Raw genomic sequence first — 24,977 nt, 5'->3', positions numbered from 1 at the left:
GCGAGGTTTCTCCTCATCTGTCCCGCGTGCGGGTCGGAATTGGCACCGTGGTCGTCGCCGCTCCTCGCGGAACACGAATGGCTGACGCCGGTTGCCGGGGCTTCTTCGGGCCGTTTCCCTCTGCCCCTCTGGATGAGCTGTATTCAGTTGTTCGCCGAACACGTTACGGCACGACCCGGCGGGTCGGCCAACGTGAGGTCCATCATTCGAGAAGGCCCCTACCGACACGCGAGGCGGCCGGCGGCGGGCGCGACCACGGTGGTGCGAGGATGGCCGGGTGAAGGCCCCAGCCGTGACCCCGCCCGCGCTCCAGCTCGTTCTCGGGGAGGAGGAGCTGCTGGTCGAGCGCGCGGTCCGGGCCGCGGCCGACGCTGCCAAGCTCGCCGATCCGACCGCCGAGCTGACCCGGGTGAAGGTGTCCGACCTCACCCCGCCCGAGCTCGCGGAGCTGGTCAGCCCGTCGCTTTTCGCCGAGCAGCGGGTGATCGTGATCGAGAACGCGCACGACGCGGGCAAGGACATCGCCGCGGCGATCACGTCGTACGTGCGCGAGCCGGCGGACGGCGTGCAGCTCGTCGTCCTGCACACGGGCGGTGGCCGCAAGCCGGCCAAGGATCTGATCGGCGCGCTGCGGTCGGCGGACGCGCACGTGGTCGAGTGCCCGCGGATCACAAAGCCGGCGGACCGCGAGGCCTTCGTGCGCAACGAGATCCGCCGCGCCGGCGGCAAGACCGACGCGGACGCGGTGAGCGCGTTGATCGACTCGGTCGGCTCGGACCTGCGCGAGCTGGCGTCCGCGGCGGCGCAGCTCGTCGCCGACACGGGTGGTGAGGTGACCGCCGATGAGGTGCGCCGCTACCACCGCGGCCGGGCGGACGTGACCGGGTTCGCGGTGGCCGAGAAGGCGATCACCGGCGACGTGGCGGGTGCGCTGGAGATGCTGCGCTGGGCGATGCAGCTGGGTGTGCCGCACGTGCTGGTGGCCGATGCGCTGGCCGACGGCGTGCGCACGGTGGCGAAGGTCGCGGGTGCGGGCCGCGCGGACCCGTACCGGTTGTCGACCGAGCTGGGCATGCCGACGTGGAAGGTGCGCAAGGCACTGTCCCAGTCGCGCGGCTGGCACCCGGCGGGCCTGGTGGCGGCGATGCAGGTGGTGGCCGAGGTGAACGCGGACGTGAAGGGCGTCGCGGTGGACGCGGACTACGCGCTGCAGCGCGCGGTGCTCCGCTTGGCCGAGGCCCGCCGCCGCAGCTGACGCCCGGGCGAGACCTGTCCACAGGCTTGATCGACTTCAGGCGAAATCGTCAGAGTCGCCCGGTAGATTTGGAATCAGGGGGACCCCCTCGCGGTTGTCCACAAGGCGCGCCACCATCCACAGATTTGCGCGGGTTGGCTCGCGCTCGGCGGGATCGTCGGTGTCGGTCCGTAGGCTGGAAAGCGGGGGGGCCCGCCAGTTCGGAGTTGTCCACAGGGCCGGTTTGGGCGGCCGGGATTGTCGGTGGTGCCGCGTAGGCTGGAATTTTGGGGGCCGGCGGCCGCGATCGGACAGTTGTCCACAGGCTCGCCCCCCGACCGGCCGAAATCGTCGATGCCTCGCCTTAGGCTGGTGATCGGGGGCCGGAGGCCAGAGACGACTGTGCCGGCCACCCACTGGGCGGCCGGCACAGGTGAAAGTCTGTTCAGAGCTGGTTGACTCGCTTGGCCATGGCGGACTTCTTGTTCGCCGCCTGGTTGGCGTGGATCACGCCCTTGCCGGCCGCCTTGTCGAGCTTGCGGCTGGCGTCCTGCAGGAGCTCGACCGCCTTGTCCTTGTCGCCCGCCTCCGCCGCTTCGCGGAACTTGCGGATCGCGGTCTTCACCGAGGACTTGACGGACTTGTTGCGCTGCCGCGCCTTCTCGTTCGTCTTGATCCGCTTGATCTGGGACTTGATGTTCGCCACGCGTGTACTCCTCGATGTCGATCACGGATGTCCGTGCCGCGAAAGGGTGGCCCCGCCAGATCAAGTCCGGCGAGCTTCCTCCTGGGCGGAATGCCACACGGCACGACCGCACGAGGATAACAGCGGGTCACCGGGCGCTGGTCAGCGGCCGCCCAGCATGCTCCGCGTCAGGGCCTGCTGCTGGGACAGCAGCTCGTCCAGCGCCGAGCGCAGGGCCTGCTCGTCGAGCGCGGTGCGGCCCTCGACCGCGCTCAGCACCGCCCGTCGGACCCACTCCTTGACGAACGACGCCGTCACCCCGTCGGTGGCCTCGACCAGCGGCGACGCGTCGGCCAGCCGCAGCGCCGGGCCCGCGTAGAGCCGCAGTAGCCGCTCCCGGCAGGCCGCGTCCGGCTTCGGGATCTCCACCGCAAGGTCTACCCGGCCGGGCCGCTGCGCGAGCGCCTCCTCCATCGTGTCCACCCGGTTGGTCGTCAGCACGAAGGTCACGTCCGCCTCCGAGCCGATGCCGTCCATCTCGTCCAGCAGCTCGAACAGCGCCGGGTTGCCCGACATCGTCATCGAGCGGTCGTGGGCGATCAGGTCGACGTCCTCCACCACGACCACCGACGGCTCCAGCCGCCGGGCCAGCGCCGCGGTGGCACGCAGCCAACGGATCATCGCCACCCCGGACAGCAGGAACACCGTGCACGACGGCAACCGGCTCAGCAGGTACCGCACCGTGTGCGTCTTGCCCGTCCCGGGCGGCCCGTACAGCAGCAGCCCGCGCTTGAGGTGCTGTCCGTGCTCGCGCAGCGCCACGGTCTGCTCGACCGAGCGCACCACGTGCCGCTCGATCGACGACAGCACGCCGTCGGCCAGCACCACCTGGTCGGTCCGCAGCTCGGGCCGCGGCAGGAACGTCAACAGCCGGTTGCCGCGATGCTCCGACGTCCCGAAGGCCAGCACCTGGCCGCGGAAGACGTCGTGCTCGCGGGTCAGCGCCAGGATCTCCTCGCGCACCGCCGCGGCCGTCGACCGGTCCGCCGCCAGCACCTGCAGATGGCAGCGGTCCTCGCCGCGATCCTCGTCGGCGCCCTGGATGGCCAGGACCACCGGCGTGCCATCCGGCCCCAACGTGCACACCAGTCCCAGCTGCACCGCCTCGGCCGCACTCGACGGGCCGGTCGCGACGGTCGTGTAGTCCACCGCGCCGAGCCGGTACTGGCCGCTCGTGTCCGCCATCGCGAGCATGTCGACGACGGACGTGAAGTGCCGGCTGCCCGCGATCCCGAACCAGGCCGCGTCCGGCGAGTGCCGGGCCAGGTAGGCGTCCACGCCGCGCTGCAGGTTCGCGTGGTCCCAGCTCGGCAGGTGCTCGGCCACGGTGGGGATCTCGTCGAGCGGGCAGCCGACGTGCTCGGCGATCCGCGCGATCAGCGGCGAGCCGGCCGCCGTCACGGCCTGGCGGCTCGCGTCGAGCAGCTCGGTCAGGGCCCGGGCGAGGCCGCGGGCCTCCTCGGTGGGCAGGTTCACCCCACAACGGTGCCAGAACTCACCGGCCGCCGCCCGAAGATCGGGAGGGAGCTAGTCGGTGGGTTCCGTGTCCTGGTTCTTCGGCGGGCGGCCTCGTCTCGGGAGGCGGCCGGCGTTGTCGGGGAGCCGGCCCGCCTGTGAGAGGGCCCTGCGCAACAGGAACTCGATCTGCGCGTTGGTGCTGCGCAGCTCGTCGTTCGCCCACCTGGCCACCGCGTCGTGGACCGCGGGGTCCAGACGCAGCAGCAGCTTCTTGCGCTCGGCCACGAGGCGGTCAGTTGTACAGCGAGCCCGTGTTGACCACGGGCTGGGTGTCCCGGTCGCCGCAGAGCACGACCAGCAGGTTGCTCACCATGGCGGCCTTGCGCTCCTCGTCGAGGTCGACCACCTCCTGCTCCGCCAGCCTGTCCAGCGCCAGCTGAACCATCCCCACCGCGCCCTCGACGATCCGCTGCCGTGCCGCCACGACCGCCCCGGCCTGCTGGCGGCGCAGCATCGCGCCGGCGATCTCCTGCGCGTACGCCAGGTGCGTGATCCGCGACTCGATCACCTCTACGCCGGCCGACTCCACCCGCGCGGCGATCTCCGTGGACAGCTGGTCGGTGATCTCCGTGGTGTTCTGCCGCAGCGACAGCTGCTCGTCGCTGTCGGCGTCGTACGGGTAGGAGGTCGCGATGTGCCGGACCGCGGTCTCCGCCTGGATCGTGACGAACTCGTGGTAGTCGTCGACCTCGAACATCGCGCGCGCGGTGTCCGTGACGCGCCAGACCACCACGGCGGCGATCTCGATCGGGCTGCCGTCCGCGTCGTTGACCTTGGTCACCGCCGTCTCGTGGTTGCGGATCCGGGTGGAGATCTTGCGCCGCATGGTGAACGGGTTGATCCAGCGCAGCCCGTCGCGCCGCACGGTGCCCACGTACCGGCCGAGGAACTGGATCACCCGCGCCTCGCCGGGCGCGACCATGATCAGTCCGCCGCCCACCACGGCCCCGGCGACCACCAGGAGCGCGCCGGCCACCATCAGCACCACCAGACCCACGCTGAAGCCGCCGATCAGGTTCAAGACGCCGACGAGTGTCAGCGCCAGCCCGGCCAGCACCAGCAGGACCGACACCAGGAGCGGGAGCATCCCGCCCGTGCCGAACGCTTGCCGCTCCCGCACCTGTGGCGCGGGCATCCGGGGGTCGTCGATCTCCATGGCGGGTCCTCCATCAACGAAGCTGAACTGACTATCAAAGTGATATCACTTTATAGTAGCCTAGCGCCATGACGGAAGCGCTTCGACTCGACCGGCTGTACAAGCGGTTCGGTCCGACCCTCGCGGCCGACCACGTCGACCTCGCCGTGCCGGCCGGCTCGTTCTTCGGGCTCGTCGGCCCGAACGGCGCCGGCAAGACGACCTCGCTGTCCATGGCCGTCGGCCTGCTGCGGCCGGACAGCGGCACCGCGTCGGTCTTCGGCGTCGACGTGTGGACCGATCCCTTGCGCGCCAAGGCTTTGGTCGGTGTGCTGCCGGACGGCATGTCGTTGCCGGAGCGGCTGACCGGCGCCGAGCTGCTCACCTACATGGGTCTGCTGCGCGGGTTGGCCAAGGAGACCGTCGCGCAGCGCACCGACGAGCTGCTCGCGGTCCTCGAGCTCGCCGAAGCGCGCAACCGCCTGGTGATCGACTACTCCGCCGGCATGCGCAAGAAGATCGGCCTGGCGACCGCGCTGCTGCACGCGCCGAAGCTGCTCGTGCTCGACGAGCCGTTCGAGGCCGTGGACCCGGTCTCCGCCAGCACGATCCGCACGATCCTGCAGCGGTTCGTCGCCGCCGGCGGCGCGGTCGTGCTCTCCAGCCACGTGATGGCGCTCGTCGAGCAGCTGTGCACGCACGTCGCGGTGATCACCCGCGGCCGCGTGGTCGCCACCGGGCCGGTCGACGAGGTACGCGGCGGGACGAGCCTGGAGGAGGCGTTCGTGCACATCGTCGGCGGTCGCACCGGGGGCACGGAGGGTTTGTCGTGGTTGACGTCCTGATCCGGATGAAGTGGCGGGTGCTGCGGAACTCGCTGCGCGGCAACCAGGCCTGGGTCACCGGCGCCGGTGCGGTGGTGGGCCTGCTCGCCGCGCTCGGCACGATCGCGTTGTCCGCCGTGGACCACGACCGGGCCGGGGTCGGCGTCGACGTGCTCGCCGCGATCTTTCTCGTGTGGACGGTCGGCTGGCTCTTCGCCCCGGTGTTCACCGGTGGCGGGGACGAGACGCTGCGCCCGGAGCACTTCGCGCTGCTGCCGATCGGCCGGTGGCGGCTGGCGGGCGGGCTGCTGGGTGCCGCCTTCGTCGGTGTGCCGGCGGTCGTCACCTTCCTCGCGTTCGGCGGCCTGCTGGTGTTCGCGGAGGGTGCCGTGGCGGCCGCCGTCACGGTCGTGGTCTGGCCATTGCAGCTGGTGTTCGTGGTGCTGCTGTCCCGGGTCATGATGGCCTCGCTCGGCGCGGTGCTGCGCTCCCGCCGCGGCCGCGACCTCGGAGTGGTCCTCGCCGCGCTGGTCGGGCTCTCCGGGTTCGCGCTGCAGGCGGCGTTCCAGTCGGTCGGGCCGGTGCTGGTGGAGGGCCGCTCGCCGACGCTGTCCACGGTGCTGCGGGCGCTGCCGTCCGGCTGGGGGACCGTCGCCGTGGACGCGTCCGCGCGCGGCGAGTGGCTGCTGGTGCTCGGCGCCGTCGCGGGGCTGCTCGTGCTCGTCGCCGGGCTGCTCGCGGTGTGGGGTGTGCTGCTCGAGCGCCGGACCACGCGGGTCGCGGTCAACATCGGGCCGCGCGAGCGGCGCACCCGGTCGGGCCTCGGCCACTGGCTGCCCCCGACCCGGATCGGCGCGGTGGCCGGCAAGGAGCTGCGCACCTGGGCGCGGGACGCCAGGCGGCGGGTCGCCCTGCTGTCGATGCTGTTCCTCGGCGTGTTCGTCTCCGTCCTGCCGGCGGTGACCGGTGACGACCCCGGCAGCCTCCAGTTCACCGCGCCCGTGGTCGTCACGCTGAGCTGCCTGCTCGCCGGGAACCTGTACGGGATGGACGGCAGCGCGCTGTGGCACACGCTGGTCGTGCCGGGCGCCGAGGAGGTCGACGTGCGCGGCCGGCAGCTCGCGTGGCTGCTCATCGTGGGCCCGGTGGCGCTCGTGCTCGCGCTCGTACTGCCCGCGCTCACCGACCCGAGCACCTACCCGGGGGCGCTGGGGCTCGTGCCCGCCCTGCTCGGCGCCGGCTCCGGGCTGGTCCTGATGCTGTCGGTGTACACCGGTTACCCGATGCCTCCGCAGCAGGCCAACCCGTTCGCCGCCGGCGGCAACCCCGGCCTCGCGCGGGTCGGGAAGCAAATGGGGATCGCGTTGCTGATGGTCGTCGTGGCGCTGCCGGTGATCCTGATCGTCGCGTTCGGCTCGGGCACGCCGGTCGAGTGGCTCGCGCTGCCGGTCGGTCTCGGAGTCGGCGTGCTCGGCTGGTGGTGGTGGGGCCGCCTCGCGGTGCGGCGGCTCACCGCACGCGGACCGGAGCTGCTGGCCGAAGTCGGCAAGGCGGTGTGACGGTGGACCCGCGAGCCGTAGTCCTGGTCGCAGGCGTCGCGCTGCTGTTGGTGGCGCTGTGCATGCCGGTGGGGAGCGGGGTCGCGGCGAGCGTGGCGCTCGACTGGGTTCTCGTCGCGGTACCGGCCCTGCTCACAGCGTTGGGCCGGCCGGTCTCCCGCGCGTGAGACGAACGCACGTCTGACAGGGTGGATGGATGCACCCTGCCGCCGTCGCGCTCGTGGTCGGCGCCGCGGTCGCGCACGCCGGCTGGAACCTGTGTGCCAAGCGGGTGGCCGACGGCGGCGCGTTGTTCGTCTGGCTCGCCGCGGTGTGGTCGGCGATCTTCCAGCTGCCCGTCGCGGTCGTCGTGGTCGTGTCGGCCGCCGCGACCGGCGGGTCTATCCCGGCCACCTGGTGGCTGGCCGTGGTCGTCAGCGGACTGATCCACACGGGCTACTTCGTGATCCTGCAACGGGGTTATGCGGTCGGTGACCTGTCCGTCGTCTACCCGCTCGCGCGCGGGACCGGCCCGACGCTGTCGGTGATCGCGGCGATCTGGCTGCTCGGCGAGCGGCCGGGCCCGGTGGCGCTCGCCGGCACCGTGGCCGTCGTGCTCGGGATCTGGGTGATCGGCGGGCTCGGCTCGTCGGCGGGCGGCTCGTGGGGGACCGGGGTGGGTTACGGGCTCGCCTGCGGCGTGACGATCGCCACCTACACGCTGTGGGACGCGCACGCCGTGACCGCGCTCGCGGTGCCCCCGCTCGTGCTGATGGCCGGCTCCTCGATGTTCGAGACGGTCGTGCTCGGCCCGTACGCGCTGGCCCGCCGCCGGGAGGTCGGCGCGCTGTGGCGCGAACACAAGGTCCCGATCCTCGCTGTCGCGGTGCTCTCACCGCTGGCCTACCTGCTCGTGCTGTTCGCCCTGCGGCTCGCGCCGGTCAGCCTCGTGGCGCCGGCCAGGGAGCTCTCGATCGTGCTCGGCAGCATCGGTGCGTGGCTGCTGCTGCGCGAACCCGACCCCGCGCGCCGGCTCGTGGGCGCGGTGATCGTCCTTGCCGGGGTTGCGGGCATCGCCGCCGGCTGACGAAGATGCGTTGATGAAGCGATCAGCAGCGTCCGCGACCTCAGCGTCGAGATCGTCCAGGTCATCGTCCGGGCGGGACGGCCAGCTGTTCGACGGCTACCTCGACGGCAGGCGGCCACATGCCGACGCCTACGACGAGATGTTCGCTCCGGACGGGACGTTGCGGGCGGCCTACCGGCGGTTGCACGAGTCGCTCGCGCCGGCCGTGCCGGCCGAGCTCGGCGCGCGGGCCGAGGCGCTGGACCGCGCGCTGGTCGACCAGGGCATCACGTTCTCGCTGTCCGGTCAGGAGCGCCCGTTCCCGCTCGACCTGATCCCGCGGGTGATCACCGCCGCCGAGTGGGCCCGGCTCGAACGCGGCATCGCGCAGCGGGTCCGCGCGCTCGAGGCGTTCCTCGCCGACGTCTACACCGACCAGCAGATCATCCGCGACGGCGTGCTGCCCAAGCGGCTGATCACGTCGTGCGCGCACTTCCATCGCCAGGCCGCGCGCCTCGTGCCGCCCAACGGGGTGCGCGTGCACGTCGCCGGCATCGACCTCGTGCGCGACGAGGACGGCGTGTTCCGCGTGCTGGAGGACAACCTGCGCAGCCCGTCCGGGGTGTCCTACGTGATGGAGAACCGGCGCACGATGGCCCGGGTGTTCCCGGACCTGTTCGCCAAGCACCGGGTCCGCGCGGTGGGCGACTACGCCGTGCACCTGCTGCGCGCGCTGCGGGCGGCTGCCGCGTCCAACGTGCCCGACCCGAACGTCGTGGTGTTCACCCCGGGTGTGCACAACTCCGCGTACTTCGAGCACTCGCTGCTCGCCCGGCTGATGGGCGTCGAACTGGTCGAGGGCCGCGACCTGTTCTGCCGCGACCACACCGTCTACATGCGCACCACGCAGGGCGAGCGCGTGGTCGACGTGATCTACCGGCGGATCGACGACGAGTACCTCGACCCGGTGCACTTCAAGCCCGACTCCGTGCTCGGCGTCGCGGGCGTGATCAACGCCGCGCGCGCCGGCAACGTGGTGCTCGCGAACGCGGTCGGCAACGGCGTCGCCGACGACAAGCTCGTCTACACCTACCTGCCGGAGATCCTGAAGTACTACCTCGGCGAGTCCCTGCTGCTGCCCAATGTGGACACCTACCGCTGCTGGCTTCCCGACGAGAAGACGCAGGTGCTCGACCGCCTCGGTGAGCTCGTCGTCAAGCCGGTGGAGGGTTCCGGCGGCTACGGCATCGTGTTCGGCCCGTCGGCCACCCAGCGCGAGCTCGCGTTGCTGCGCAGGCGGATCCGCAACAACCCGCGCGGCTGGATCGCGCAGCCGGTGGTGCAGCTCTCGACCGTGCCGACGAAGGTGGGCCACCGGCTCAAGCCCCGGCACGTGGACCTGCGGCCGTTCGCGGTCAACGACGGCAAGTCGGTGTTCGTGCTCCCCGGCGGGCTGACCCGGGTCGCGCTGCCGGAGGGCAGCCTGGTGGTGAACTCCTCGCAGGGCGGCGGTTCCAAGGACACCTGGGTGCTCGCCGGCCGGTCGTCCACGGCGGACGCCGAGCTCGCCGGCACCGGCCTGGCCGGCGGCGCGGGGCAGGCCGTGGAGGACCTCGCGCCCGAGCGCGGGCCGGAGCTGACCCTCGGCCAGCAGCAACAGCAGCAACAGCAGCAACAGCAGCAACAACAGCAACAACAACAGCGACAGGAGTCGTCCGATGCTGGCGCGTAACGCCGAGTCGCTGTACTGGATCGGCCGCTACGTCGAGCGGGCCGACGACACCGCGCGCATCCTCGACGTCTCCGTGCATCACCTGCTCGAGGACGCCACCGTCGACCCGGACGCGTCGAGCCGCCAGCTCCTCGGCGTCCTCGGCATCACGCCGCCGCAGGGCGAGCCGCTCGACGTGCGGCCGCTCACCGACCTGGTCGCCTTCTCCCGCGAGCACTCCGGGTCGATCGTCACGTCCATCTCCAGTGCCCGGGAGAACGCGCGGGTCGCCCGCGAGGTCGTCTCGACCGAGCTGTGGGAGTGCGTCAACGCGATGCGGAACGCCGTCCCCGAGCGGCAGCGGGCGTCGAAGCGGCTGGGCCCGCACGAGTTCTTCTCGTTCGTCGAGGAGCGCGCGGCGATGTTCTGGGGCCTGTCGGACTCGACGATGAGCCGCGACGACGGCTGGCGGTTCCTGGTGCTGGGCCGCTCGGTCGAGCGGGTGGACATGATGGTGCGGCTGCTGATGTCGCGGGTGAAGGACAAGCCGTCCTCGCCCGGCTGGGTCACGGTGCTGCGCTCGGCGGGCGCGCACGACACGTACCTGCGCACCTACCGCGGCGCGCTCGACTCGGGCCGGGTCGTGCAGTTCCTGTTGCTGGACCGGCTGTTCCCGCGCTCGGTGTTCTACGCGCTGCGCCAGGCCGAAGCGGTGCTGGAGCAGCTGGACCTGCGGCCGACCGCGCGGGTCGGCGCGAAGGGCGAGGCGTTGCGGCTGCTCGGCAAGTGCCGCAGCGACCTGGAGTTCCTGCGCGACGACGAGCTGCTCGACGACCTCACCGCCCGGCTCGCCGGCCTGCAGAAGACCGTCCGCGACGTCGGCGAAGCCGTTGCGCTGCAATACTTCCACTCGGTGCCGTGGGTGGCCTGGACGAACGCGGGGGTGAGCCTGTGAGCGGAGCTTGCGGAGCGAACCATCGAACACAGGGCGACCGTGAACGGCGTCACCGAGCCTGCGAGGGGGCGTCGTGAACTGGCGGGTCAGGGTCGTGCACACGACGGGGTACCGCTACTCCGCGCCGGTCACCCAGTCCTACAACGAGGCTCGGCTGACCCCGCGCAGCGACCGGCGGCAGAACCTCGTGGTGAGCCGGGTGGAGACCGAGCCCGCGACCCGGTCCTACCGCTACACCGACTACTGGGGCACCGAGGTCACCTCGTTCGACCTGCACGCGCCGCACACCGAGCTGAAGATCGTGTCGTCCTCGGTGGTGGAGACGGGTGAGCTGGTGACCCCGGTCAACGAGGCGGCCTGGACCGACCTGCGCTCGCCCGACGTCGTCGACCGCTATGCCGAGTTCCTCGAGTGGACCCCCTACATCCCGCGCAACCGCGAGCTCGCCGCGATCGCCCGCGAGCTGCGCAAGGGCCGGCGGCCGGCGGAGGCGGTGCTCGCGGTGTCGGAATGGGTACACGACAAGCTGACCTACCAGCGGGGGACGACCGGTGTGCATTCCTCGGCGGTGGACGCGTGGCACGCGCGGGAGGGCGTGTGCCAGGACTACGCGCACCTGACGCTGGCGCTACTGCGGTCGATCGGGATCCCCGCCCGGTACGTGTCGGGCTACCTGCACACGAAGCCGAACGCGGCCGTCGGCGAGACCGTGAGCGGCGAGAGCCACGCGTGGATCGAGGCGTGGACCGGCGGTTGGTGGGGCTTCGACCCGACCAACGACGTGGAGGTCGGCCCGCGGCACATCTGGGTGGCGATCGGCCGGGACTACGGGGACGTGTCGCCGCTGAAGGGCACCTACTCGGGCGGCGCCGCCACCGCGATCGAGGTCTCGGTCGACGTGACCAGGCTGGCCTGAGCCGTACCTTCGGCTGTTGTGAGGCCGACCGTCCTGCGCCAGGATGGCGGCCGTCACGGGTTCGTAAGGGTCTGTTCGGGCCGCCCGGGGCCATGATGCGGTGGACGAAACGGACAACCGATGGAGGACTCGATGGCACGGCTGCGTCCGGTGATGGTCGCGGTGGTCGGTGCGGTGCTGGTACTCGGCGGCTGTGGCGGCACGGAACCGCAGGCGGCCGACCAGCCGGCACCCGTCCCGCCCTCGACCAGCGTCGCGGATGACGCTCCGGCGCCGACGTCGGCCAAGCCCGAGCCGAAGCCCAAGCCGCCGGCACCCAAGCCCGTGCCGGAGCTGCTCCGGTTCGACGCCAAGACGGTGGACGGCAAGGACTTCTCCGGCGCCTCGCTGGCCGGCAAACCGGCACTGCTGTGGTTCTGGGCGCCGTGGTGCTCGAACTGCCAGGCCGAGGCGCCGACCATCGCCGAGGCCGCGAAGAGCTCCAAGGTGCAGTTCGTCGGCGTCGCCGCGCAGGACCAGGTGCAGGCGATGCAGGGCTTCGTCGACGAGTACGGCCTCGGCACGTTCCCGCACGTCGCGGACGTCGAGGCCGACATCTGGAAGCGGTTCGGCGTGACCTACCAGCCGGCCTACGCGTTCGTCAGCTCGAACGGCGACATCGAGGTCGAGACGGACATCCTCGACAGGGACGAGCTGCTCGGTCGCGTGGACGCCCTGCGCTGATGGGCGACGAGCTCGCGTTCGCCATCGGCGCGGGGATGCTCGCCACGGTCAACCCGTGCGGCTTCGCCATGTTGCCGGGCTACCTCGCGATGGTCGTCGGCGACGCCGGGGGCAGCCGTTCCGCGCGGCTGGGCCGGGCGCTGGCCGCGGCCGGCCTGATGACCGTCGGGTTCGTCGCGGTGTTCGGGGTCTTCGGGCTGCTCAGCGCACCGCTGGCGGCGTCGCTGCAGCAGTGGCTGCCGGTGGTCACGCTGGTTCTCGGGGTCGGCATGGTGGTGCTGGGCGTCGTGCTGCTCACCGGGCGTCAGGTCGGGCTGCTGTTGCCGAAGCCGGCGCGGGGCGCGCCGTCCACCCGGATCGTGTCGATGGTCGGCTACGGGGTCGCGTTCGCCATCGCGTCGCTGTCGTGCTCGATCGGGCCGTTCCTGGCCGCGGCCGGCGTGGCGCTGCGCTCGGGCGAGCTCGGCACCGGCCTCGCGACGTTCGCCGCGTACGCGGTGGGCATGGGTCTGGTCGTCGCGGTCCTCGCCGTCGCGGCGGCGCTCGCCAGCACGGCGGTGGTCACCGGCCTGCGGCGTGCGCTGCCGTACGTGACCCGGATCGGTGGCGCGCTGCTCGTGGTCACCGGCGCGTACGTGGCCTACTACGGCTACTACGAGCTGCGCCTGTTCCACGCCGACGGCAGCCCCGCGGACCCGGTCGTCGAGGCGGCCGGCACGGTGCAGCGCACCCTCGTCGGTTGGGTGGACGCCGCCGGCCCGCTCGTGCTCGCGGTCGTGCTGGGCGTGCTCGTGGCGGGTGGGCTGCTGCTCACCCGCCGCGTGCGTCAGCGCTGAGTCGGGCGGATGTTGGCGTTCAGGTGGAAGACGTTGTCCGGGTCGTAGGCGTCCTTGATCGCGGTCAGCCTGGCCAGCTTCGCCGGTGGGTAGGCGCGGCGCACGCCCTCGGCGCCCTCGTCGGCGAGGGAGTTCACGTACACGCCGCTCGCGAAGGGTTCCATGGCCGCGGCCGCGCGGCGGGCCGTCGCGATGCGCTCGGCGTCCTGCGCCGGGTCGGTCCAGCGGGCGCCAGAGCCCCACTCGAACATCGTGCCCCGGTGCCCGAACGCGGCGTCGGCGTCGGGCACGTCGTCGATCGCGCCGCCGTGTGCCTGCAGGCCCGCGCTCGGCAGGTCGGTCTCGGCACCGTCGCCCCGCAGCAGGAACGCCTCGATCGCCGCATCCGGCAGCGCGCGCAGGTAGTGGCCCTTCGAGTAGCGCCGGTACGCGTGTCCCTGCACGGCGTCCTCCCGCGACTGTAGGTCCACATAGGACATCTCCTGGACCCGGGTGGCGACCGGCCGGCCCAGCGCCGCCAGCGAGGGCAGGTACGCCCGGGCGCCCGCCGGGTCGCCGACCCACACGAAGCCGAGCTTGACCAGCCCGTCGCGGCCGGCGTCCGCGGTGAACGTCGCCTGCCGCGGCGCGGCCGCGCTCAGGTCCCGCCACGCCCGCATCGCCCCGAAGGCCCGATCGACGGGGAAGTCGTACTGGGCGGCCAGGCTCCGGGTCCCGGTGCGGTGGAGCCGGAACTCGAACTCGGTCACGACGCCGAAGTTGCCGCCGCCGCCCCGCAGGCCCCAGTACAGGTCCGGGTGCTCGTCGCGGCTGGCGCGCAGGACCTCGCCGCTGGCCGTGACCACCTGATAGGACTCGACGTTGTCGCAGGTCAGCCCGTGCTGCCGGGCGAGCCAGCCCATGCCGCCGCCGAGCGTGAGGCCGCCGACGCCGGTGTGCGAGACGTTGCCGGCGGTGGTCGCGAGGCCGTGTGCCTGCGCCGCGCGGTCCAGCGCGCCAAGCAGCGCCCCGCCGCCCACCCACGCCCGTCGGCGCACCGGGTCGACCCGCACCGCGGACAGCGGGGTCAGGTCGATCATCAGGCCGCCGTCGGGCACCGCGTGGCCGGTGTTGTTGTGTCCGCCGCACCGCACGCCGATCTCGAGGTCCAGCTCGCGGGCGGTGCGCACCGCGGCCACCACGTCGGACACGCTCGCGCAGCGCACGATCAGCCGCGGCCGCCGGTCCACCATCGCGTTCCAGACCGTGCGGGCCTGGTCGTAGCTCTCGTCACCCGGCAGGAGCACTCCCCCGTCCAGGCTCTGCATCGAGGTCTGCATCGAAGTCGTCATGAATGAACGGTGACAGGAATCGGTCCACCGGTTAAGGTCCGATTCGATGACCGCTTCGAGTACCAATTCGCCGGTCGCCGAGGTCCTGATCGAGCTGCGGCGCGACGGCGGCATGCCGCTGCACCGCCAGATCGAGAACGCCATCCGGGAGGCCATCCGAACCGGCCGGCTGCGGCGGGGCAGTGCGCTGCCGCCGACCCGGGCGATCGCCGCCGACCTGGGCGTCTCGCGCGGCGTGGTGGTCGAGGCGTACCAACAGCTCGTCGCCGAGGGCTACCTCACCAGCCGGACCGGCGGCTACACCCAGGTCGCGATCGGCCCGGCGGAGGTCCCGGCCACGCCCGCGGGCCGCGAACCGGGCCGGCGGCCGCGGATCGACTTCGGGTACGGGCGCTCGGACGTGAGCCGGTTCCCGCGCGCGGCGTGGCTGCGCTCGATCCGGACCGTGCTCACCGAGGCGCCGAGCGAGCGGTTCGGCTACCTGTCCGGGCACGGGATGCCCGAGCTGCGCGAGGCGCTCGCCGACTACCTCAACCGGGTGCGCGGCACGTCGGCGCGGCCGGAGCACGTGGTGATCTGCAACGGCTACGCGCAGGGCGCCGGCCTGCTCGTACAGGCGCTGGCCGCGGGCGGGGCACGCCGGCTGGCGGTCGAGGACCCGTCGGTCGGCGACGACGTCGTGCCGGTCGCTACGAGCCTGGGCATGGAGGTGGTGAGCATCCCGGTCGACGAGCACGGCATCCGGGTCGCGGAGCTGGAGCGGTCCGGAGCCGACGTGGTCGCGCTGACGCCGTCGCACCAGTGGCCGACCGGCGGGGTGCTGTCGGCTCAGGCGCGGGTGGCGGTGCTGCGCTGGGCGGCGCGGACGGGTGCGGTGGTGATCGAGGACGACTACGACGCCGAGTACCGCTACGACCGCTCGCCCGTCGGCGCGATGCAGGGGCTCGCGCCCGAGCTGGTCGCCTACGCCGGGTCGGCGAGCAAGACGCTGGCGCCGGGCCTGCGGCTGGGCTGGCTGCTGGTGCCCGCCCGGCTGTCGGACCGGGTCGCCGAGGCCAGGCTCGCCGCCGACCGCGGGTCGCCGGCCATCGACCAGCTGGCCCTGGCGGACTTCCTCACCCGCGGCGAGTTCGACCGGCACCTGCGCCGGATGCGCCAGGTGTACCGGCGGCGCCGGGACGCGCTGCTGGCCGCGCTGGAGCGCCGGCTGCCGGACTTCGAGCCGGTCGGGGCGGCGGCCGGGATGCACCTGGTCGCGTGGCTGCCGCCGGACCTCGCCGAGGAGGACGTCGTGGCGGCCGCGGCCCGGCACGACGTCGCCGTGCAGGGAGTGGCGCCGTACCGGTTCGCCGGCGCGGGGCCGGGCGGGCTGATCTTCGGCTACGCGTCGCTGTCGGAACGGGTCATCGCCGAGGGCGTCGACCTGCTGGCCGCGGCGGTCGCCGAGCTGCGGGCCGCGCGATGACCGGGCTCGCCACGCGGCTGCGGGAGGCGACCCGCGAGGAGCACGAGCGCACCGAGCAGGCACCGTTCGTCGACGCGCTGCTGGCGGGCCGGCTGCCGCGGTCGGCGTACGTGCGGTTGCTGGGCCAGAGCTACCTCTTCTACCGGGTGCTGGAGGAGGCCGGCGCGTCTTGGGCGGCCGACCGGGTGGTCGGCTCGTTCGTGTCGGGTGCGCTGGTGCGCGGGCCGTCGCTGGAGGCGGACCTGGCGTGGCTGTGCGGCCCGTCGTGGCACGCGTCGCTGACGCCGCTACCGGCCACGAAGCGCTACATCGACCGGATCCGGGAGGTGTGCTTCACCACGCGCAGCGCCTTCGTGGCCCACCACTACACGCGGTACCTCGGCGACCTGTCCGGCGGGCAGATCATCCGCCACAAGCTGCGCGGCATCTACGACCTGCACGACGACGGCCTGCGCTTCTACACCTTCCACGAGATCGCCAAACCGAAGCGGTTCAAGGACTCCTACCGCGCGCTGCTGGACGGGACGAGCTGGGACGCGGGCGAGCAGACCACGCTGATCTCGGAGGCCAACGAGGCGTTCCGGCTGAACCGAGCGGTCTTCGACGACCTGGCGGAGACCGTCGGCGTCGAGGGGTGATCCGGGCGCATGGGACCATGGGGTGTATCCGCATCCACCCCGAGGAACCTGAGTGACTACGTTCGCCGACACGACGTTCACAGATCCTGAGCTGATCAGGAACTTCTGCATCATCGCGCACATCGACCACGGCAAGTCGACGCTGGCCGACCGGATGCTGCAGCTCACCGGCGTGGTCGAGGAACGGGCGATGCGCGCTCAGTACCTCGACCGGATGGACATCGAGCGCGAGCGCGGCATCACGATCAAGGCGCAGAACGTCCGGCTGCCCTGGCGGGTCGGCGGCGGGGACCACGTGCTGCACATGATCGACACCCCCGGGCACGTCGACTTCACCTACGAGGTGTCGCGGGCGTTGGAGGCGTGCGAGGGCGCGGTCCTGCTCGTCGACGCCGCGCAGGGGATCGAGGCGCAGACGCTCGCGAACCTGTACCTCGCGATGGAGAACGACCTCACGATCATCCCGGTGCTCAACAAGATCGACCTGCCGGCCGCAGACCCGGACAAGTACGCCGCCGAGCTCGCGCACATCGTCGGCTGCGAGCCGTCGGACGTGATGCGGGTGTCGGCCAAGACCGGCAAGGGCGTGCGCGAGCTGCTGAACGAGATCGTCCGGCTCATCCCGGCGCCGAAGGGCGACACGGACGCCCCGCCGCGCGCGATGATCTTCGACTCGGTGTACGACACCTACCGCGGCGTGGTCACCTACATCCGGGTCGTCGACGGCAAGATCACGCCGCGGCAGCGGATCAAGATGATGTCCACCGGCGCCACGCACGAGCTGCTCGAGGTCGGCATCATCTCGCCGGAGCCCAAGCCGAGCGTGGGACTCGGGATCGGCGAGGTCGGCTACCTGATCACCGGCGTGAAGGACGTCCGTCAGTCCAAGGTCGGCGACACCGTGACCAGCGAGAAGCGCGGCGCCACCGAGGCGCTCGCCGGCTACCGCGAGCCGCGGCCGATGGTCTACTCGGGACTGTATCCGGTGGACGGTTCGGACTACGCGGACCTGCGGGAGGCACTGGACAAGCTGCGGCTCAACGATGCCGCGCTGAGCTACGAGCCGGAGACGTCCGCGGCGCTCGGGTTCGGCTTCCGGTGCGGCTTCCTCGGGTTGCTGCACCTGGAGATCGTGCGGGAGCGGCTGGAGCGCGAGGCCGGCCTGGACCTGATCTCCACCGCGCCCAACGTCGTCTACCGGGTGGAGCTGGACGAGGGCGGCGAGGTGACGGTGACCAACCCGTCGGACTGGCCGGAGGGCAAGGTCGCCGCGGTGTTCGAGCCTGTGGTGAAGTGCACGGTGATCGCGCCGAGCGACTACATCGGCGCGATCATGGAGCTGTGCCAGGGCCGCCGCGGCGTGCTGGGCGGCATGGACTACCTGTCCACCGACCGCGTCGAGCTGCGCTACACGATGCCGCTGGGCGAGATCATCTTCGACTTCTTCGACGCGCTGAAGTCCCGCACCCGCGGGTACGCCTCGCTGGACTACGAGCCGGCCGGGGAGATGTCCGCGGACCTGGTGAAGGTCGACATCCTGCTGCAGGGCGAGCCGGTCGACGCGTTCTCCGCGATCGTGCACCGCGAGTCGGCCTACGCCTACGGCACGAAGATGGCCGCGAAGCTGCGCGCGCTGATCCCGCGCCAGCAGTTCGAGGTGCCGATCCAGGCGGCCATCGGCGCGCGGGTCATCGCCCGCGAGACCGTGCGCGCCATGCGCAAGGACGTGCTCGCGAAGTGCTACGGCGGTGACATCACGCGTAAGCGCAAGCTGCTGGAGAAGCAGAAGGAAGGCAAGAAGCGGATGAAGATGGTGGGCCGGGTCGAGGTGCCGCAGGAGGCCTTCGTGGCGGCGCTGTCCACCGACGAGACGCCGGACAAGACCAAGGCGAAGAAGTAGCCGCGGGGATCAGCCGGGGAAGAGCCAGGACATCGAGGCGCGGCACTTCGCCACGTACGCGGGCCGGTTCGCGACGATGCCGTGCTCGAGGTCCTCGAACACCGTGCAGCGGGCGTAGAACCTGGCCCGCTCGGCGATGCCCGCGACGTCCGCGGTGTGCCGGTAGTGGCGCAGCGCGGTGGCCAGTGCCGTCGGGCCGAGGTCGCGGTGCACCATGCCGAAGTCGAAGGCCGGGTCGACGATCGCCGCGTCGGTCCAGTCGAGCACGCCGGTCACCCGCCAGGTCGTCTGGTCGATGAGGACGTGCTCGATGCCCAGGTCGTTGTGGGAGAACACCGGCACCCAGTCCGCCGCGGGCGGCTCGGTGGCGAGGAACCGCCGCACCGCGTCCCGGTTCGCGGGCGGCACCTGTTCGGCCAGCCGTTCGTGGTACGTCGTCGCCTCCTCGAGCCACTCGTGCGGCGGCGGCTGGTCCTCCTCGACCAGGCGGGACATCCGGTCCGCCGGGAGGCCGTGCAGCGCGGACAGGAACTCGCCCAGCGTGGCCGCGATGCCGTCGGCATGCAGCCGCAGGTCGTGCGGCGGCAGCTCGAGCAGCGGCGTGCCCCGCAGCTTCTCGTAGGCGAGGCAGCCCGCGTCGGCGTCGACGAACCGCGGCACCGGGATGGGCACCGGCGACACCGCGGCGACGATGTCGAGCAGGTTGCCCTCGCTGACCACGAGCGTGGCGCGCAGCGACGGGTCGGGCGCGGTGCTGAACCGGAGCACGAGCGTCCCGTTCACGCCGTACGCGGCGTTGTCGCGGCCCGCGCCGAGCGCCTCGACGGCCTCGACCGGGAGACCGGGCAGGTTGCGGGCGAGGACGTCGCGCACGACACCGTCCCAGTTACCCATGGTTGCCAGCGTAGGTACGGCGAGTGGAGTGGCACCGGAGCGCGACTGCACCCGGAGTTCCCATTCGTGCAAGCGAACTCTCCCGGCGTCGCCTACCGTGCCCGGCATGGCGACCGACCCGATACAGCGTCTGCGTGAGCTGTGCCTCGCGCTGCCCGAGGCGCAGGAGAAGCTGAGCCACGGCGAGCCGACCTGGTTCGTGCGCAAGGTCTTCGTGAGCTACGCCGCATACCACCACGACGACCGGCTCGCGTTCTGGTGCGCGGCGCCGCCGGGCGTGCAGGAGGAGCTGGTCGCCGAGGAGCCGGACCGGTTCTTCCGCCCGCCCTATGTCGGGCACCGCGGCTGGCTCGGCGTGTACCTCGACGTGGCGGTCGACTGGACCGAGATCGCCGAGATCGTCGAGGACGCCTACCGCGCGGTGGCGCCCAAGCGCCTCGTCGCCGAGCTAGGGCACGACTGACGGATCTCCGGCCGCGCGATTCGCGCCCAGCCGGCCCCTGACCGCGTTGTCGCAACGGCCGAGTACGCCCGGTACGAGGCCATCGCTCCGCCTTGTCAGGAACCGGCTGGATCACGAATCGCATCGACCAAGATCCGCCAGCCGCGCCCTAGACGCCGTCTAGCTGACGCAGGGCGGCCTCGTACTTCGCCTGCAGGCGCTCCTGGGTGGAGACGTCGAGGCGGCTCAGCCGGTCGGGCGACATGTTGTCCGCGATGTCCGCCCGCTTCACCGCCAGCGCGATCGGGTTGGCCATCACCCGGGCCAGGTAGTCCGCCTGCGGCTCGCCTGGCTGCTTGCTGATCGCCGCCACCGCCGCCAGCACCTCGTCCGGGCAGCCGAGCGCGGCGAGGTCGTCGAGGGTCACGTCGGTGTCCTCGACCACGTCGTGCAGCACCGCGGTCATCCGCTCGTGCTCGTCCCGCAGGTGGCCCATCACCCGTAACGGGTGCGCGATGTAGGGCCGGCCCGACTTGTCCAGCTGACCCTCGTGGGAGCGGCGGGCGAGTTGGATGGCGTCATCCAGTGTGAACGTGCGCGGCATGGCCCCTCACCGAGTGAAAACGATCTTGCCAGCGGTCTCGCCGGCGAGCATCTGCTTGAAGCCGTCCGCGGCGTCGGTCATCGCGAGCTCCGCGCCGATCTGCGGCCGGATGCCGGCGATGTCGCAGAACCGCAGCAGCCCGGCCAGCTCCTCGCGGGTCCCCATCGTCGAGCCGACGACGCGTAGCTGCATGAAGAACAGCCGCTGCAGGTCGGCGCTGGGGTCGGGGCCGCTGGTCGAGCCGGACACCACGATCGTGCCGCCGGGCTTGGCCGAGCGCATGGAGTGCTTCCAGGTGGCCTTGCCGACGGTCTCGAACACGGCGTCCACCCGTTCCGGCAGTCGCTCGCCGGACTCGAACGTCTGGTGCGCGCCCAGCCGGGTCGCCAGCTCGCGCTTCTCCTCGGACCGCCCGGTCACCCACACCCGCATGCCGGCCGCCCGGCCCAGCGCGACCAGCGCGGTCGACACCCCGCCGGACGCGCCCTGCACGAGCATCGTCTGCCCCGGTCGCAGGTTCGACTGGGTGAACAGCATCCGGTAGGCGGTCAGCCAGGCCGTGCCCATGCACGCCGCCTCGGCGAACGACAGCCCGGCCGGCTTGGGCAGCACGTTGCGGGCCGGCACAACCACCATGTCGGCGAACGTGCCCTGGTGCTTCTCGGTCAGCAGCGTCCGCCTGGGGTCGAGCGTCTCGTCGCCGTGCACCGACGCGTCGCCGACGACGCTGTGCAGCACGACCTCCGAGCCGGCGTCCGAACCACCGGCCAGCACCCCGGCGCCGTCGCAGCCGAGGATCATCGGGAACTGCTCGGGCTTGATGCCGACCCCGCGCAGCGTCCACAGGTCGTGCATGTTGAGGCTCGCGGCACGCACGCTGACGGCCACCCAGCCGTCGGGCACCTCGGGGTCCGGCCGCTCGCCCACCCGCAGCGCGTCCAGCGGCTTGTCCGGGTTGGGCTCGGCTGCGTAGACGGCGAACATACAACGCAACTTACCCAGGTTCACGATCCCGCGAACCCTCGGTGTGGTGTGGGTCTACTCTCGATGGCATGTTGTCGGACTGGTGGAACGGCGTCGAGCTGTGGATGCTCGGCCTGCCCTTCCCCTTCCAGTTCGCCCTGGTCGTCGTCGTGCTGGTGCCGGTGTGCCTCGTCGTGGCGCGGGCCATCGACCGGATCGTCGACCACGCGTCGGCCCTCTTCAGCCCGGCCGCGGCGGCCGAGCCGCCGCTCAGCTCGGTGACGCTGGCCGAGACCGATTTCGAGACCGAGACCGAGACCGAGTCGGTCCAGGTCGAGGCCGTCGAGGCGGACACAATGCCCGACGCGGTGTTGGACGTGGTGTCCGGCCCGGAGCCCGAGGCGGAGCCGGTGCCCGCCGAGACCACCGGGCGCGCGGCTTCCTAGGCTCTCGCACGTGGGCTCGTCTCGTCGCATCACGATCGCCCTGGTCGGGCTCATCCTGCTGGTCGTCGCCGGCTGGGTCGGGCGCGAGCTCGTGACCGGCGACGACCCCGCGGTGCCCGGTGCCGACTCGGGTCTGCCGGTCCGGGCGCTGTCCGAGCTGCCGGCCGAGGCGGCCGGCACCTGGCGGCTGATCGAGGCGGGTGGCCCGTTCCCGTACCGGGAGGACGGCTCGGTCTTCGGCAACCGCGAGCGGCTGCTGCCCGCGGAGCGGACCGGCTACTACCGGGAGTACACCGTCGAAACCCCGGGTGGCGAGGACCGCGGCGCGCGCCGGATCGTCACCGGATCCGGGGGCGAGTGTTACTTCACCGAGGACCACTACTCGTCATTCGTCGTCGTCGACCCGGAGCGGTGAGGCACATGGAACACACGATCGACGGCACGGGGATCCGCACCAAGGCCGACTTCTACGACGCGGTCGCGGCCGCACTGTCCTTCCCGGACTGGTTCGGCCGCAACCTCGACGCGCTGGCCGACTGCCTGCGCGACCTGTCCTGGCTGCCGGACGGCGAGCACGTGCTCGTCTGGTCCGCGCCCGAGGTTTTCGAGGACGCCGACCCAGACGGCTACGAGGCCGTCACCGACGTCCTGGCCGACGCGAGCGAGCCCGAGCGGCTGCGGATCGTGCTCAGCCCTCGCTGACCGGCACCCACGACGGCGTGCGCTTCTGCGCGAACGCCGCGATGCCCTCCTGGCCCTCCGGCGCGGCGAAGAACCCGGCGGAGAGCTCGAGCATGTCGGCGAAGTCGTCGGCGAGGTCCGCCGACCGGGCCCGGCGCAGCATCTCCTTGGTGGCCGCGAGTGCGGTCGGGCCGCCCAGGGCGAGCATGCCGGTGTAGCGGGCGACCTCGGCGTCGAGCCGTTCGGCCGGCACGGCGGCGTTGAGCAGCCCGATGGCCACCGCCCGCTCGGCGTCGAACCTCTCACCGGTGAGGAACAGCTCGTGCGCGGCGCGGGGGAGCAGCCGGGGCAGCACGGTCACCGAGATCACCGCGGGCACGAGGCCCAGCCGGACCTCGGTGAACGCGAAGGTGGCGTCGGCGGCCGCGACCGCGATGTCGGCCGCCGCCACGATGCCGACGCCGCCCGCGCGGGCCGGCCCGGCGAGCTTGGCGACGACGGGCTTGGCGCTGGTCCAGATCTGGGTGAGGATCTCGGGGAACTCGTTGACGCCGTCGGTGGCCGAGCCGGCGGAGCCGGCCTCCTTGAGGTCCATGCCGGCGCAGAACACGGGTCCGGCGTGGTCGAGCACGATCACCCGGACCGCGTCGTCGCCGGCCGCGGTCGACAGGTGGTCGCGCAGCTCCCGGCGCAGCTGCGCGGACAGCGCGTTGCGGTTGTGCGGGGAGTTGAGCGTGATCGTCGCGACGCCGTCGTCGGTCACCGTGTAGTGCACCAGCTCAGCCATGAGCCGACCCTAATGGTGGTACTTGTGCACGACCGCGTGGCCTCTGCCACGTCCGATGGTCCACTTGTTCACCGGCCAGGTCACGACGAACGCGATCGCCAAGGCGGCGGCGAGGGCGCCCCAGAACAGCGGTGAGCCCAAGCCGGCCTCCATCGCGCCGGGCACCGCCACGATGATCGCGTTGTCGACGATCTCCATCACGGCGATCGACAGCGTGTCGGCGGCCAGCGCCACCGAGATCGCGGTCCGCAGCGGGACGCCCGCGCGCAGCACGGGGCGCATGGTGAGCGCGTAGCCGAACAGGAACGCCAGCGCGACGGCCAGGATCACGGTCGGCCACGTCGACCAGCCCAGCGCGGTGCCGATGACCATGCCGAGCACCTCGCCGATCGCGCAGCCGGTCAGGCAGTGCAGCGTGGCGCTCGCGGCAGTTCGCCATTGCTCGTTCATGACTCGGACCATATACCCCCTAGGGGTATCATGCAACGTCTCTTGACCTGGAGTTCGGTCCAGCACCTACGGTTCGGACATCCCGCTCCGGAAGGAATCGGCTCATGCGCTATCGCACGCTCGGCGGCACCGGCATCGAGGTCAGCACCCACTGCCTCGGCGCGATGATGTTCGGCCCGGTCGGCAACTCCGACCGCGAGGACTGCGTCCGGATCATCCACGCGGCGCTCGACGCCGGGGTGAACTTCGTTGACACCGCGGATGTGTACTCCGCGGGCGAGTCCGAACAGATCGTGGGCGAGGCGCTGGAACGTCGCCAGGACGATGTCGTGCTGGCCACGAAGGTGCACTTCCCCGACCGCGACGGCCCGAACCGGGGCGGCAACTCCCGGCGGTGGATCGTCCGCGCGGTCGAGGAGAGCCTGCGCCGGCTGCGGCGGGACTGGATCGACCTGTACCAGGTGCACCGGCCGGACGAGCGCACGGACATCGAGGAGACGCTCGCGGCGCTCACCGATCTGGTGCGGGCGGGCAAGATCCGCGCGTTCGGCTGCTCGACGTTCCCGGCGCAGGACATCGTCGAGGCGCACCACGTCGCGACGTCCCGCGGCCTGCACCGGTTCCGGACCGAGCAGCCGCCGTACTCGCTGATCGGCCGGGGCATCGAGGCGGGCGTGCTGCCGACGTGTCAGCGGCTCGGGATGGGCGTGCTGACGTGGAGCCCGCTGGCGTCGGGCTTCCTGTCGGGCAAGATCCGCGCGGGCGAGCCGGTCGACCTGTCGGCGGGCCGGGCCGCGCTGAACCCCGGCCGGTTCGACCCGGAGCTGCCCGGCAACGCGGCGAAGTTCGAGGCGCTGGGGAAGCTCACGGAGCTGGCGGCGGACCTCGGCGTCACGCTGCCGGAGCTGGCGGTGGCCTTCCCCGCCGCGCATCCGGCGGTGACGTCGGTGATCATCGGCCCGCGGACGATGGAGCAGCTGACCGCCGCGTTGAACGGCGCCGCGCTGACGCTGGACGACGCGACGCTGGACCGCATCGACGAGATCGTCCCGCCGGGTACCGATCTGTACAGAGTGGACGGTGCAGGGCCGCCGCCGGTGCTGGTGGACGCCGCGCGCCGGCGTCGCCCACGGCAGAACCGCGCGGCGGCGGACTAGCGCGGCGCCCCCGCCGCG

28 protein-coding genes and 1 riboswitch are annotated in these 24,977 nt (G+C 72.0%); of the genes, 18 read left to right on the top strand and 10 right to left on the bottom strand.

The genetic code is table 11. From position 1 onward, the window contains the following. Positions 1–10: 10 nt before the first annotated feature. A riboswitch (SAM riboswitch) is annotated at positions 11–139 on the bottom strand. A gap of 138 nt (positions 140–277) precedes the next feature. After that, a complete protein-coding gene (gene holA / locus ACRDSK_RS08480; RefSeq protein WP_431439415.1) occupies positions 278–1,255 on the top strand; it encodes a DNA polymerase III subunit delta in 978 nt (325 codons plus the stop codon). Positions 1,256–1,679: 424 nt separating this feature from the next. Here holA and rpsT read toward each other — a convergent pair whose 3' ends face one another. The 4 genes from rpsT to ACRDSK_RS08460 form a co-directional block, all read right to left on the bottom strand. Next, on the bottom strand, positions 1,680–1,940 hold the full coding sequence (gene rpsT, locus ACRDSK_RS08475; RefSeq protein ID WP_431439414.1) for a 30S ribosomal protein S20: 261 nt from the start codon (positions 1,938–1,940) through the stop codon (positions 1,680–1,682). Positions 1,941–2,081: 141 nt separating this feature from the next. Further along, positions 2,082–3,455 carry an AAA family ATPase gene (locus ACRDSK_RS08470; protein ID WP_431439413.1) on the bottom strand — a complete coding sequence of 458 codons (1,374 nt, stop codon included), beginning with the start codon at positions 3,453–3,455 and terminating at the stop codon, positions 2,082–2,084. Positions 3,456–3,506: 51 nt separating this feature from the next. Further along, entirely contained in the window at positions 3,507–3,722 is a 216-nt protein-coding gene (locus ACRDSK_RS08465) for a hypothetical protein (RefSeq protein ID WP_431439412.1), read from the bottom strand. A gap of 7 nt (positions 3,723–3,729) precedes the next feature. Then, on the bottom strand, positions 3,730–4,653 hold the full coding sequence (locus ACRDSK_RS08460) for an SPFH domain-containing protein (protein ID WP_431439411.1): 924 nt from the start codon (positions 4,651–4,653) through the stop codon (positions 3,730–3,732). A gap of 68 nt (positions 4,654–4,721) precedes the next feature. Here ACRDSK_RS08460 and ACRDSK_RS08455 point away from each other — a divergent pair, with 68 nt between their 5' ends. The 9 genes from ACRDSK_RS08455 (at position 4,722) to ACRDSK_RS08415 (ending at position 13,201) form a co-directional block, all read left to right on the top strand. After that, positions 4,722–5,477, top strand: a complete 756-nt coding sequence (locus ACRDSK_RS08455; RefSeq protein WP_431439410.1) for an ABC transporter ATP-binding protein — start codon at positions 4,722–4,724, stop codon at positions 5,475–5,477. Further along, positions 5,462–7,015, top strand: a complete 1,554-nt coding sequence (locus tag ACRDSK_RS08450) for a hypothetical protein (protein WP_431439409.1) — start codon at positions 5,462–5,464, stop codon at positions 7,013–7,015. The genes ACRDSK_RS08455 and ACRDSK_RS08450 overlap by 16 nt, the downstream gene beginning before the upstream one ends. A 2-nt stretch (positions 7,016–7,017) precedes the next feature. After that, positions 7,018–7,182 carry a hypothetical protein gene (locus tag ACRDSK_RS08445; RefSeq protein ID WP_431439408.1) on the top strand — a complete coding sequence of 55 codons (165 nt, stop codon included), beginning with the start codon at positions 7,018–7,020 and terminating at the stop codon, positions 7,180–7,182. 29 nt (positions 7,183–7,211) lie between these two features. Next, the gene (locus tag ACRDSK_RS08440) at positions 7,212–8,081 is read left to right on the top strand and encodes an EamA family transporter (RefSeq protein WP_431439406.1); all 870 of its coding nucleotides are present in this window, start codon (positions 7,212–7,214) and stop codon (positions 8,079–8,081) included. A gap of 13 nt (positions 8,082–8,094) precedes the next feature. Beyond that, the gene (locus tag ACRDSK_RS08435; protein ID WP_431439405.1) at positions 8,095–9,792 is read left to right on the top strand and encodes a circularly permuted type 2 ATP-grasp protein; all 1,698 of its coding nucleotides are present in this window, start codon (positions 8,095–8,097) and stop codon (positions 9,790–9,792) included. After that, on the top strand, positions 9,779–10,726 hold the full coding sequence (locus ACRDSK_RS08430) for an alpha-E domain-containing protein (RefSeq protein WP_431439404.1): 948 nt from the start codon (positions 9,779–9,781) through the stop codon (positions 10,724–10,726). The genes ACRDSK_RS08435 and ACRDSK_RS08430 overlap by 14 nt, the downstream gene beginning before the upstream one ends. A 73-nt stretch (positions 10,727–10,799) precedes the next feature. Further along, on the top strand, positions 10,800–11,642 hold the full coding sequence (locus ACRDSK_RS08425) for a transglutaminase family protein (protein ID WP_431439403.1): 843 nt from the start codon (positions 10,800–10,802) through the stop codon (positions 11,640–11,642). Between the two features lie 132 nt (positions 11,643–11,774). Continuing rightward, positions 11,775–12,365, top strand: a complete 591-nt coding sequence (locus tag ACRDSK_RS08420; protein ID WP_431439401.1) for a redoxin domain-containing protein — start codon at positions 11,775–11,777, stop codon at positions 12,363–12,365. After that, complete coding sequence (locus ACRDSK_RS08415) at positions 12,365–13,201, top strand: cytochrome c biogenesis CcdA family protein (RefSeq protein WP_431439400.1); 837 nt, start codon at positions 12,365–12,367, stop codon at positions 13,199–13,201. The genes ACRDSK_RS08420 and ACRDSK_RS08415 overlap by 1 nt, the downstream gene beginning before the upstream one ends. On the opposite strand, the gene ACRDSK_RS08410 is transcribed toward ACRDSK_RS08415, so the two are convergent. Next, a complete protein-coding gene (locus ACRDSK_RS08410; protein WP_431439398.1) occupies positions 13,192–14,532 on the bottom strand; it encodes an FAD-binding oxidoreductase in 1,341 nt (446 codons plus the stop codon). The two genes, ACRDSK_RS08415 and ACRDSK_RS08410, sit on opposite strands and share 10 nt — an antisense overlap. Positions 14,533–14,578: 46 nt before the next feature. Between ACRDSK_RS08410 and ACRDSK_RS08405 the strand changes: the two genes are divergently transcribed. Genes ACRDSK_RS08405 through lepA form a run of 3 tightly spaced genes read left to right on the top strand, consistent with a single transcriptional unit; the run spans position 14,579 to position 18,535 of the window. Continuing rightward, positions 14,579–15,997 (top strand): PLP-dependent aminotransferase family protein, encoded by a 1,419-nt coding sequence (locus tag ACRDSK_RS08405; protein WP_431439397.1) that lies wholly within the window; start codon positions 14,579–14,581, stop codon positions 15,995–15,997. Then, positions 15,994–16,635, top strand: coding sequence for a heme oxygenase (biliverdin-producing) (locus tag ACRDSK_RS08400; RefSeq protein WP_431439396.1), 642 nt, complete (start codon positions 15,994–15,996; stop codon positions 16,633–16,635). The genes ACRDSK_RS08405 and ACRDSK_RS08400 overlap by 4 nt, the downstream gene beginning before the upstream one ends. A gap of 52 nt (positions 16,636–16,687) precedes the next feature. Then, positions 16,688–18,535: a translation elongation factor 4 gene (lepA, locus tag ACRDSK_RS08395; RefSeq protein ID WP_431439395.1), complete on the top strand. Its 1,848-nt coding sequence runs from the start codon at positions 16,688–16,690 to the stop codon at positions 18,533–18,535. A 9-nt stretch (positions 18,536–18,544) separates the two neighbouring features. Here lepA and ACRDSK_RS08390 read toward each other — a convergent pair whose 3' ends face one another. Next, positions 18,545–19,429, bottom strand: a complete 885-nt coding sequence (locus ACRDSK_RS08390; RefSeq protein ID WP_431439394.1) for a phosphotransferase family protein — start codon at positions 19,427–19,429, stop codon at positions 18,545–18,547. 106 nt (positions 19,430–19,535) lie between these two features. Here ACRDSK_RS08390 and ACRDSK_RS08385 point away from each other — a divergent pair, with 106 nt between their 5' ends. Then, a complete protein-coding gene (locus tag ACRDSK_RS08385; protein ID WP_431439393.1) occupies positions 19,536–19,892 on the top strand; it encodes an MmcQ/YjbR family DNA-binding protein in 357 nt (118 codons plus the stop codon). Positions 19,893–20,040: 148 nt separating this feature from the next. Here ACRDSK_RS08385 and ACRDSK_RS08380 read toward each other — a convergent pair whose 3' ends face one another. Further along, positions 20,041–20,475 carry an HD domain-containing protein gene (locus tag ACRDSK_RS08380; protein WP_431439392.1) on the bottom strand — a complete coding sequence of 145 codons (435 nt, stop codon included), beginning with the start codon at positions 20,473–20,475 and terminating at the stop codon, positions 20,041–20,043. 6 nt (positions 20,476–20,481) lie between these two features. Further along, entirely contained in the window at positions 20,482–21,459 is a 978-nt protein-coding gene (locus ACRDSK_RS08375) for a zinc-binding dehydrogenase (RefSeq protein WP_431439391.1), read from the bottom strand. A 68-nt stretch (positions 21,460–21,527) separates the two neighbouring features. Here ACRDSK_RS08375 and ACRDSK_RS08370 point away from each other — a divergent pair, with 68 nt between their 5' ends. The 3 genes from ACRDSK_RS08370 to ACRDSK_RS08360 are packed head-to-tail and all read left to right on the top strand — an operon-like array spanning position 21,528 to position 22,586. Then, on the top strand, positions 21,528–21,884 hold the full coding sequence (locus tag ACRDSK_RS08370) for a hypothetical protein (protein WP_431439389.1): 357 nt from the start codon (positions 21,528–21,530) through the stop codon (positions 21,882–21,884). Positions 21,885–21,894: 10 nt separating this feature from the next. Then, complete coding sequence (locus ACRDSK_RS08365; RefSeq protein WP_431439387.1) at positions 21,895–22,299, top strand: ribonuclease domain-containing protein; 405 nt, start codon at positions 21,895–21,897, stop codon at positions 22,297–22,299. Positions 22,300–22,304: 5 nt separating this feature from the next. Next, positions 22,305–22,586, top strand: a complete 282-nt coding sequence (locus tag ACRDSK_RS08360; protein WP_431439385.1) for a barstar family protein — start codon at positions 22,305–22,307, stop codon at positions 22,584–22,586. On the opposite strand, the gene ACRDSK_RS08355 is transcribed toward ACRDSK_RS08360, so the two are convergent. Together ACRDSK_RS08355 and ACRDSK_RS08350 are read right to left on the bottom strand one after the other, a co-directional pair. Next, complete coding sequence (locus tag ACRDSK_RS08355) at positions 22,573–23,352, bottom strand: enoyl-CoA hydratase-related protein (protein WP_431439384.1); 780 nt, start codon at positions 23,350–23,352, stop codon at positions 22,573–22,575. The genes ACRDSK_RS08360 and ACRDSK_RS08355 overlap by 14 nt on opposite strands. A gap of 9 nt (positions 23,353–23,361) precedes the next feature. Further along, a complete protein-coding gene (locus tag ACRDSK_RS08350; RefSeq protein ID WP_431439382.1) occupies positions 23,362–23,802 on the bottom strand; it encodes a DUF4396 domain-containing protein in 441 nt (146 codons plus the stop codon). A gap of 104 nt (positions 23,803–23,906) precedes the next feature. On the opposite strand from ACRDSK_RS08350, the gene ACRDSK_RS08345 reads away from it, so the two are divergent. Continuing rightward, complete coding sequence (locus ACRDSK_RS08345; protein ID WP_431439381.1) at positions 23,907–24,959, top strand: aldo/keto reductase; 1,053 nt, start codon at positions 23,907–23,909, stop codon at positions 24,957–24,959. The last annotated feature ends 18 nt before the right edge of the window (positions 24,960–24,977 follow it).

Source organism: Actinophytocola sp., from assembly GCF_050699915.1.
Lineage (GTDB): Bacteria > Actinomycetota > Actinomycetes > Mycobacteriales > Pseudonocardiaceae > Actinophytocola.
The sequence above is the reverse complement of the archived record's forward strand: the minus strand, read 5'-3'. Positions and strand labels throughout refer to the sequence as shown.

Bases quoted from the DNA above. Each gene is read 5' to 3' on its own strand.
- ACRDSK_RS08435 (WP_431439405.1), top strand. From the start codon at position 8,095: ATGAAGCGATCAGCAGCGTCCGCGACCTCAGCGTCGAGATCGTCCAGG.
- ACRDSK_RS08345 (WP_431439381.1), top strand. From the start codon at position 23,907: ATGCGCTATCGCACGCTCGGCGGCACCGGCATCGAGGTCAGCACCCAC.
- ACRDSK_RS08415 (WP_431439400.1), top strand. From the start codon at position 12,365: ATGGGCGACGAGCTCGCGTTCGCCATCGGCGCGGGGATGCTCGCCACG.
- ACRDSK_RS08400 (WP_431439396.1), top strand. From the start codon at position 15,994: ATGACCGGGCTCGCCACGCGGCTGCGGGAGGCGACCCGCGAGGAGCAC.
- ACRDSK_RS08440 (WP_431439406.1), top strand. From the start codon at position 7,212: ATGCACCCTGCCGCCGTCGCGCTCGTGGTCGGCGCCGCGGTCGCGCAC.
- ACRDSK_RS08370 (WP_431439389.1), top strand. From the start codon at position 21,528: ATGTTGTCGGACTGGTGGAACGGCGTCGAGCTGTGGATGCTCGGCCTG.
- ACRDSK_RS08420 (WP_431439401.1), top strand. From the start codon at position 11,775: ATGGCACGGCTGCGTCCGGTGATGGTCGCGGTGGTCGGTGCGGTGCTG.
- ACRDSK_RS08355 (WP_431439384.1), bottom strand. From the start codon at position 23,352: ATGGCTGAGCTGGTGCACTACACGGTGACCGACGACGGCGTCGCGACG.
- ACRDSK_RS08460 (WP_431439411.1), bottom strand. From the start codon at position 4,653: ATGGAGATCGACGACCCCCGGATGCCCGCGCCACAGGTGCGGGAGCGG.
- ACRDSK_RS08390 (WP_431439394.1), bottom strand. From the start codon at position 19,429: ATGGGTAACTGGGACGGTGTCGTGCGCGACGTCCTCGCCCGCAACCTG.
- ACRDSK_RS08380 (WP_431439392.1), bottom strand. From the start codon at position 20,475: ATGCCGCGCACGTTCACACTGGATGACGCCATCCAACTCGCCCGCCGC.
- ACRDSK_RS08430 (WP_431439404.1), top strand. From the start codon at position 9,779: ATGCTGGCGCGTAACGCCGAGTCGCTGTACTGGATCGGCCGCTACGTC.
- ACRDSK_RS08410 (WP_431439398.1), bottom strand. From the start codon at position 14,532: ATGACGACTTCGATGCAGACCTCGATGCAGAGCCTGGACGGGGGAGTG.
- ACRDSK_RS08360 (WP_431439385.1), top strand. From the start codon at position 22,305: ATGGAACACACGATCGACGGCACGGGGATCCGCACCAAGGCCGACTTC.
- ACRDSK_RS08385 (WP_431439393.1), top strand. From the start codon at position 19,536: ATGGCGACCGACCCGATACAGCGTCTGCGTGAGCTGTGCCTCGCGCTG.
- ACRDSK_RS08455 (WP_431439410.1), top strand. From the start codon at position 4,722: ATGACGGAAGCGCTTCGACTCGACCGGCTGTACAAGCGGTTCGGTCCG.
- ACRDSK_RS08350 (WP_431439382.1), bottom strand. From the start codon at position 23,802: ATGAACGAGCAATGGCGAACTGCCGCGAGCGCCACGCTGCACTGCCTG.
- ACRDSK_RS08375 (WP_431439391.1), bottom strand. From the start codon at position 21,459: ATGTTCGCCGTCTACGCAGCCGAGCCCAACCCGGACAAGCCGCTGGAC.
- ACRDSK_RS08405 (WP_431439397.1), top strand. From the start codon at position 14,579: ATGACCGCTTCGAGTACCAATTCGCCGGTCGCCGAGGTCCTGATCGAG.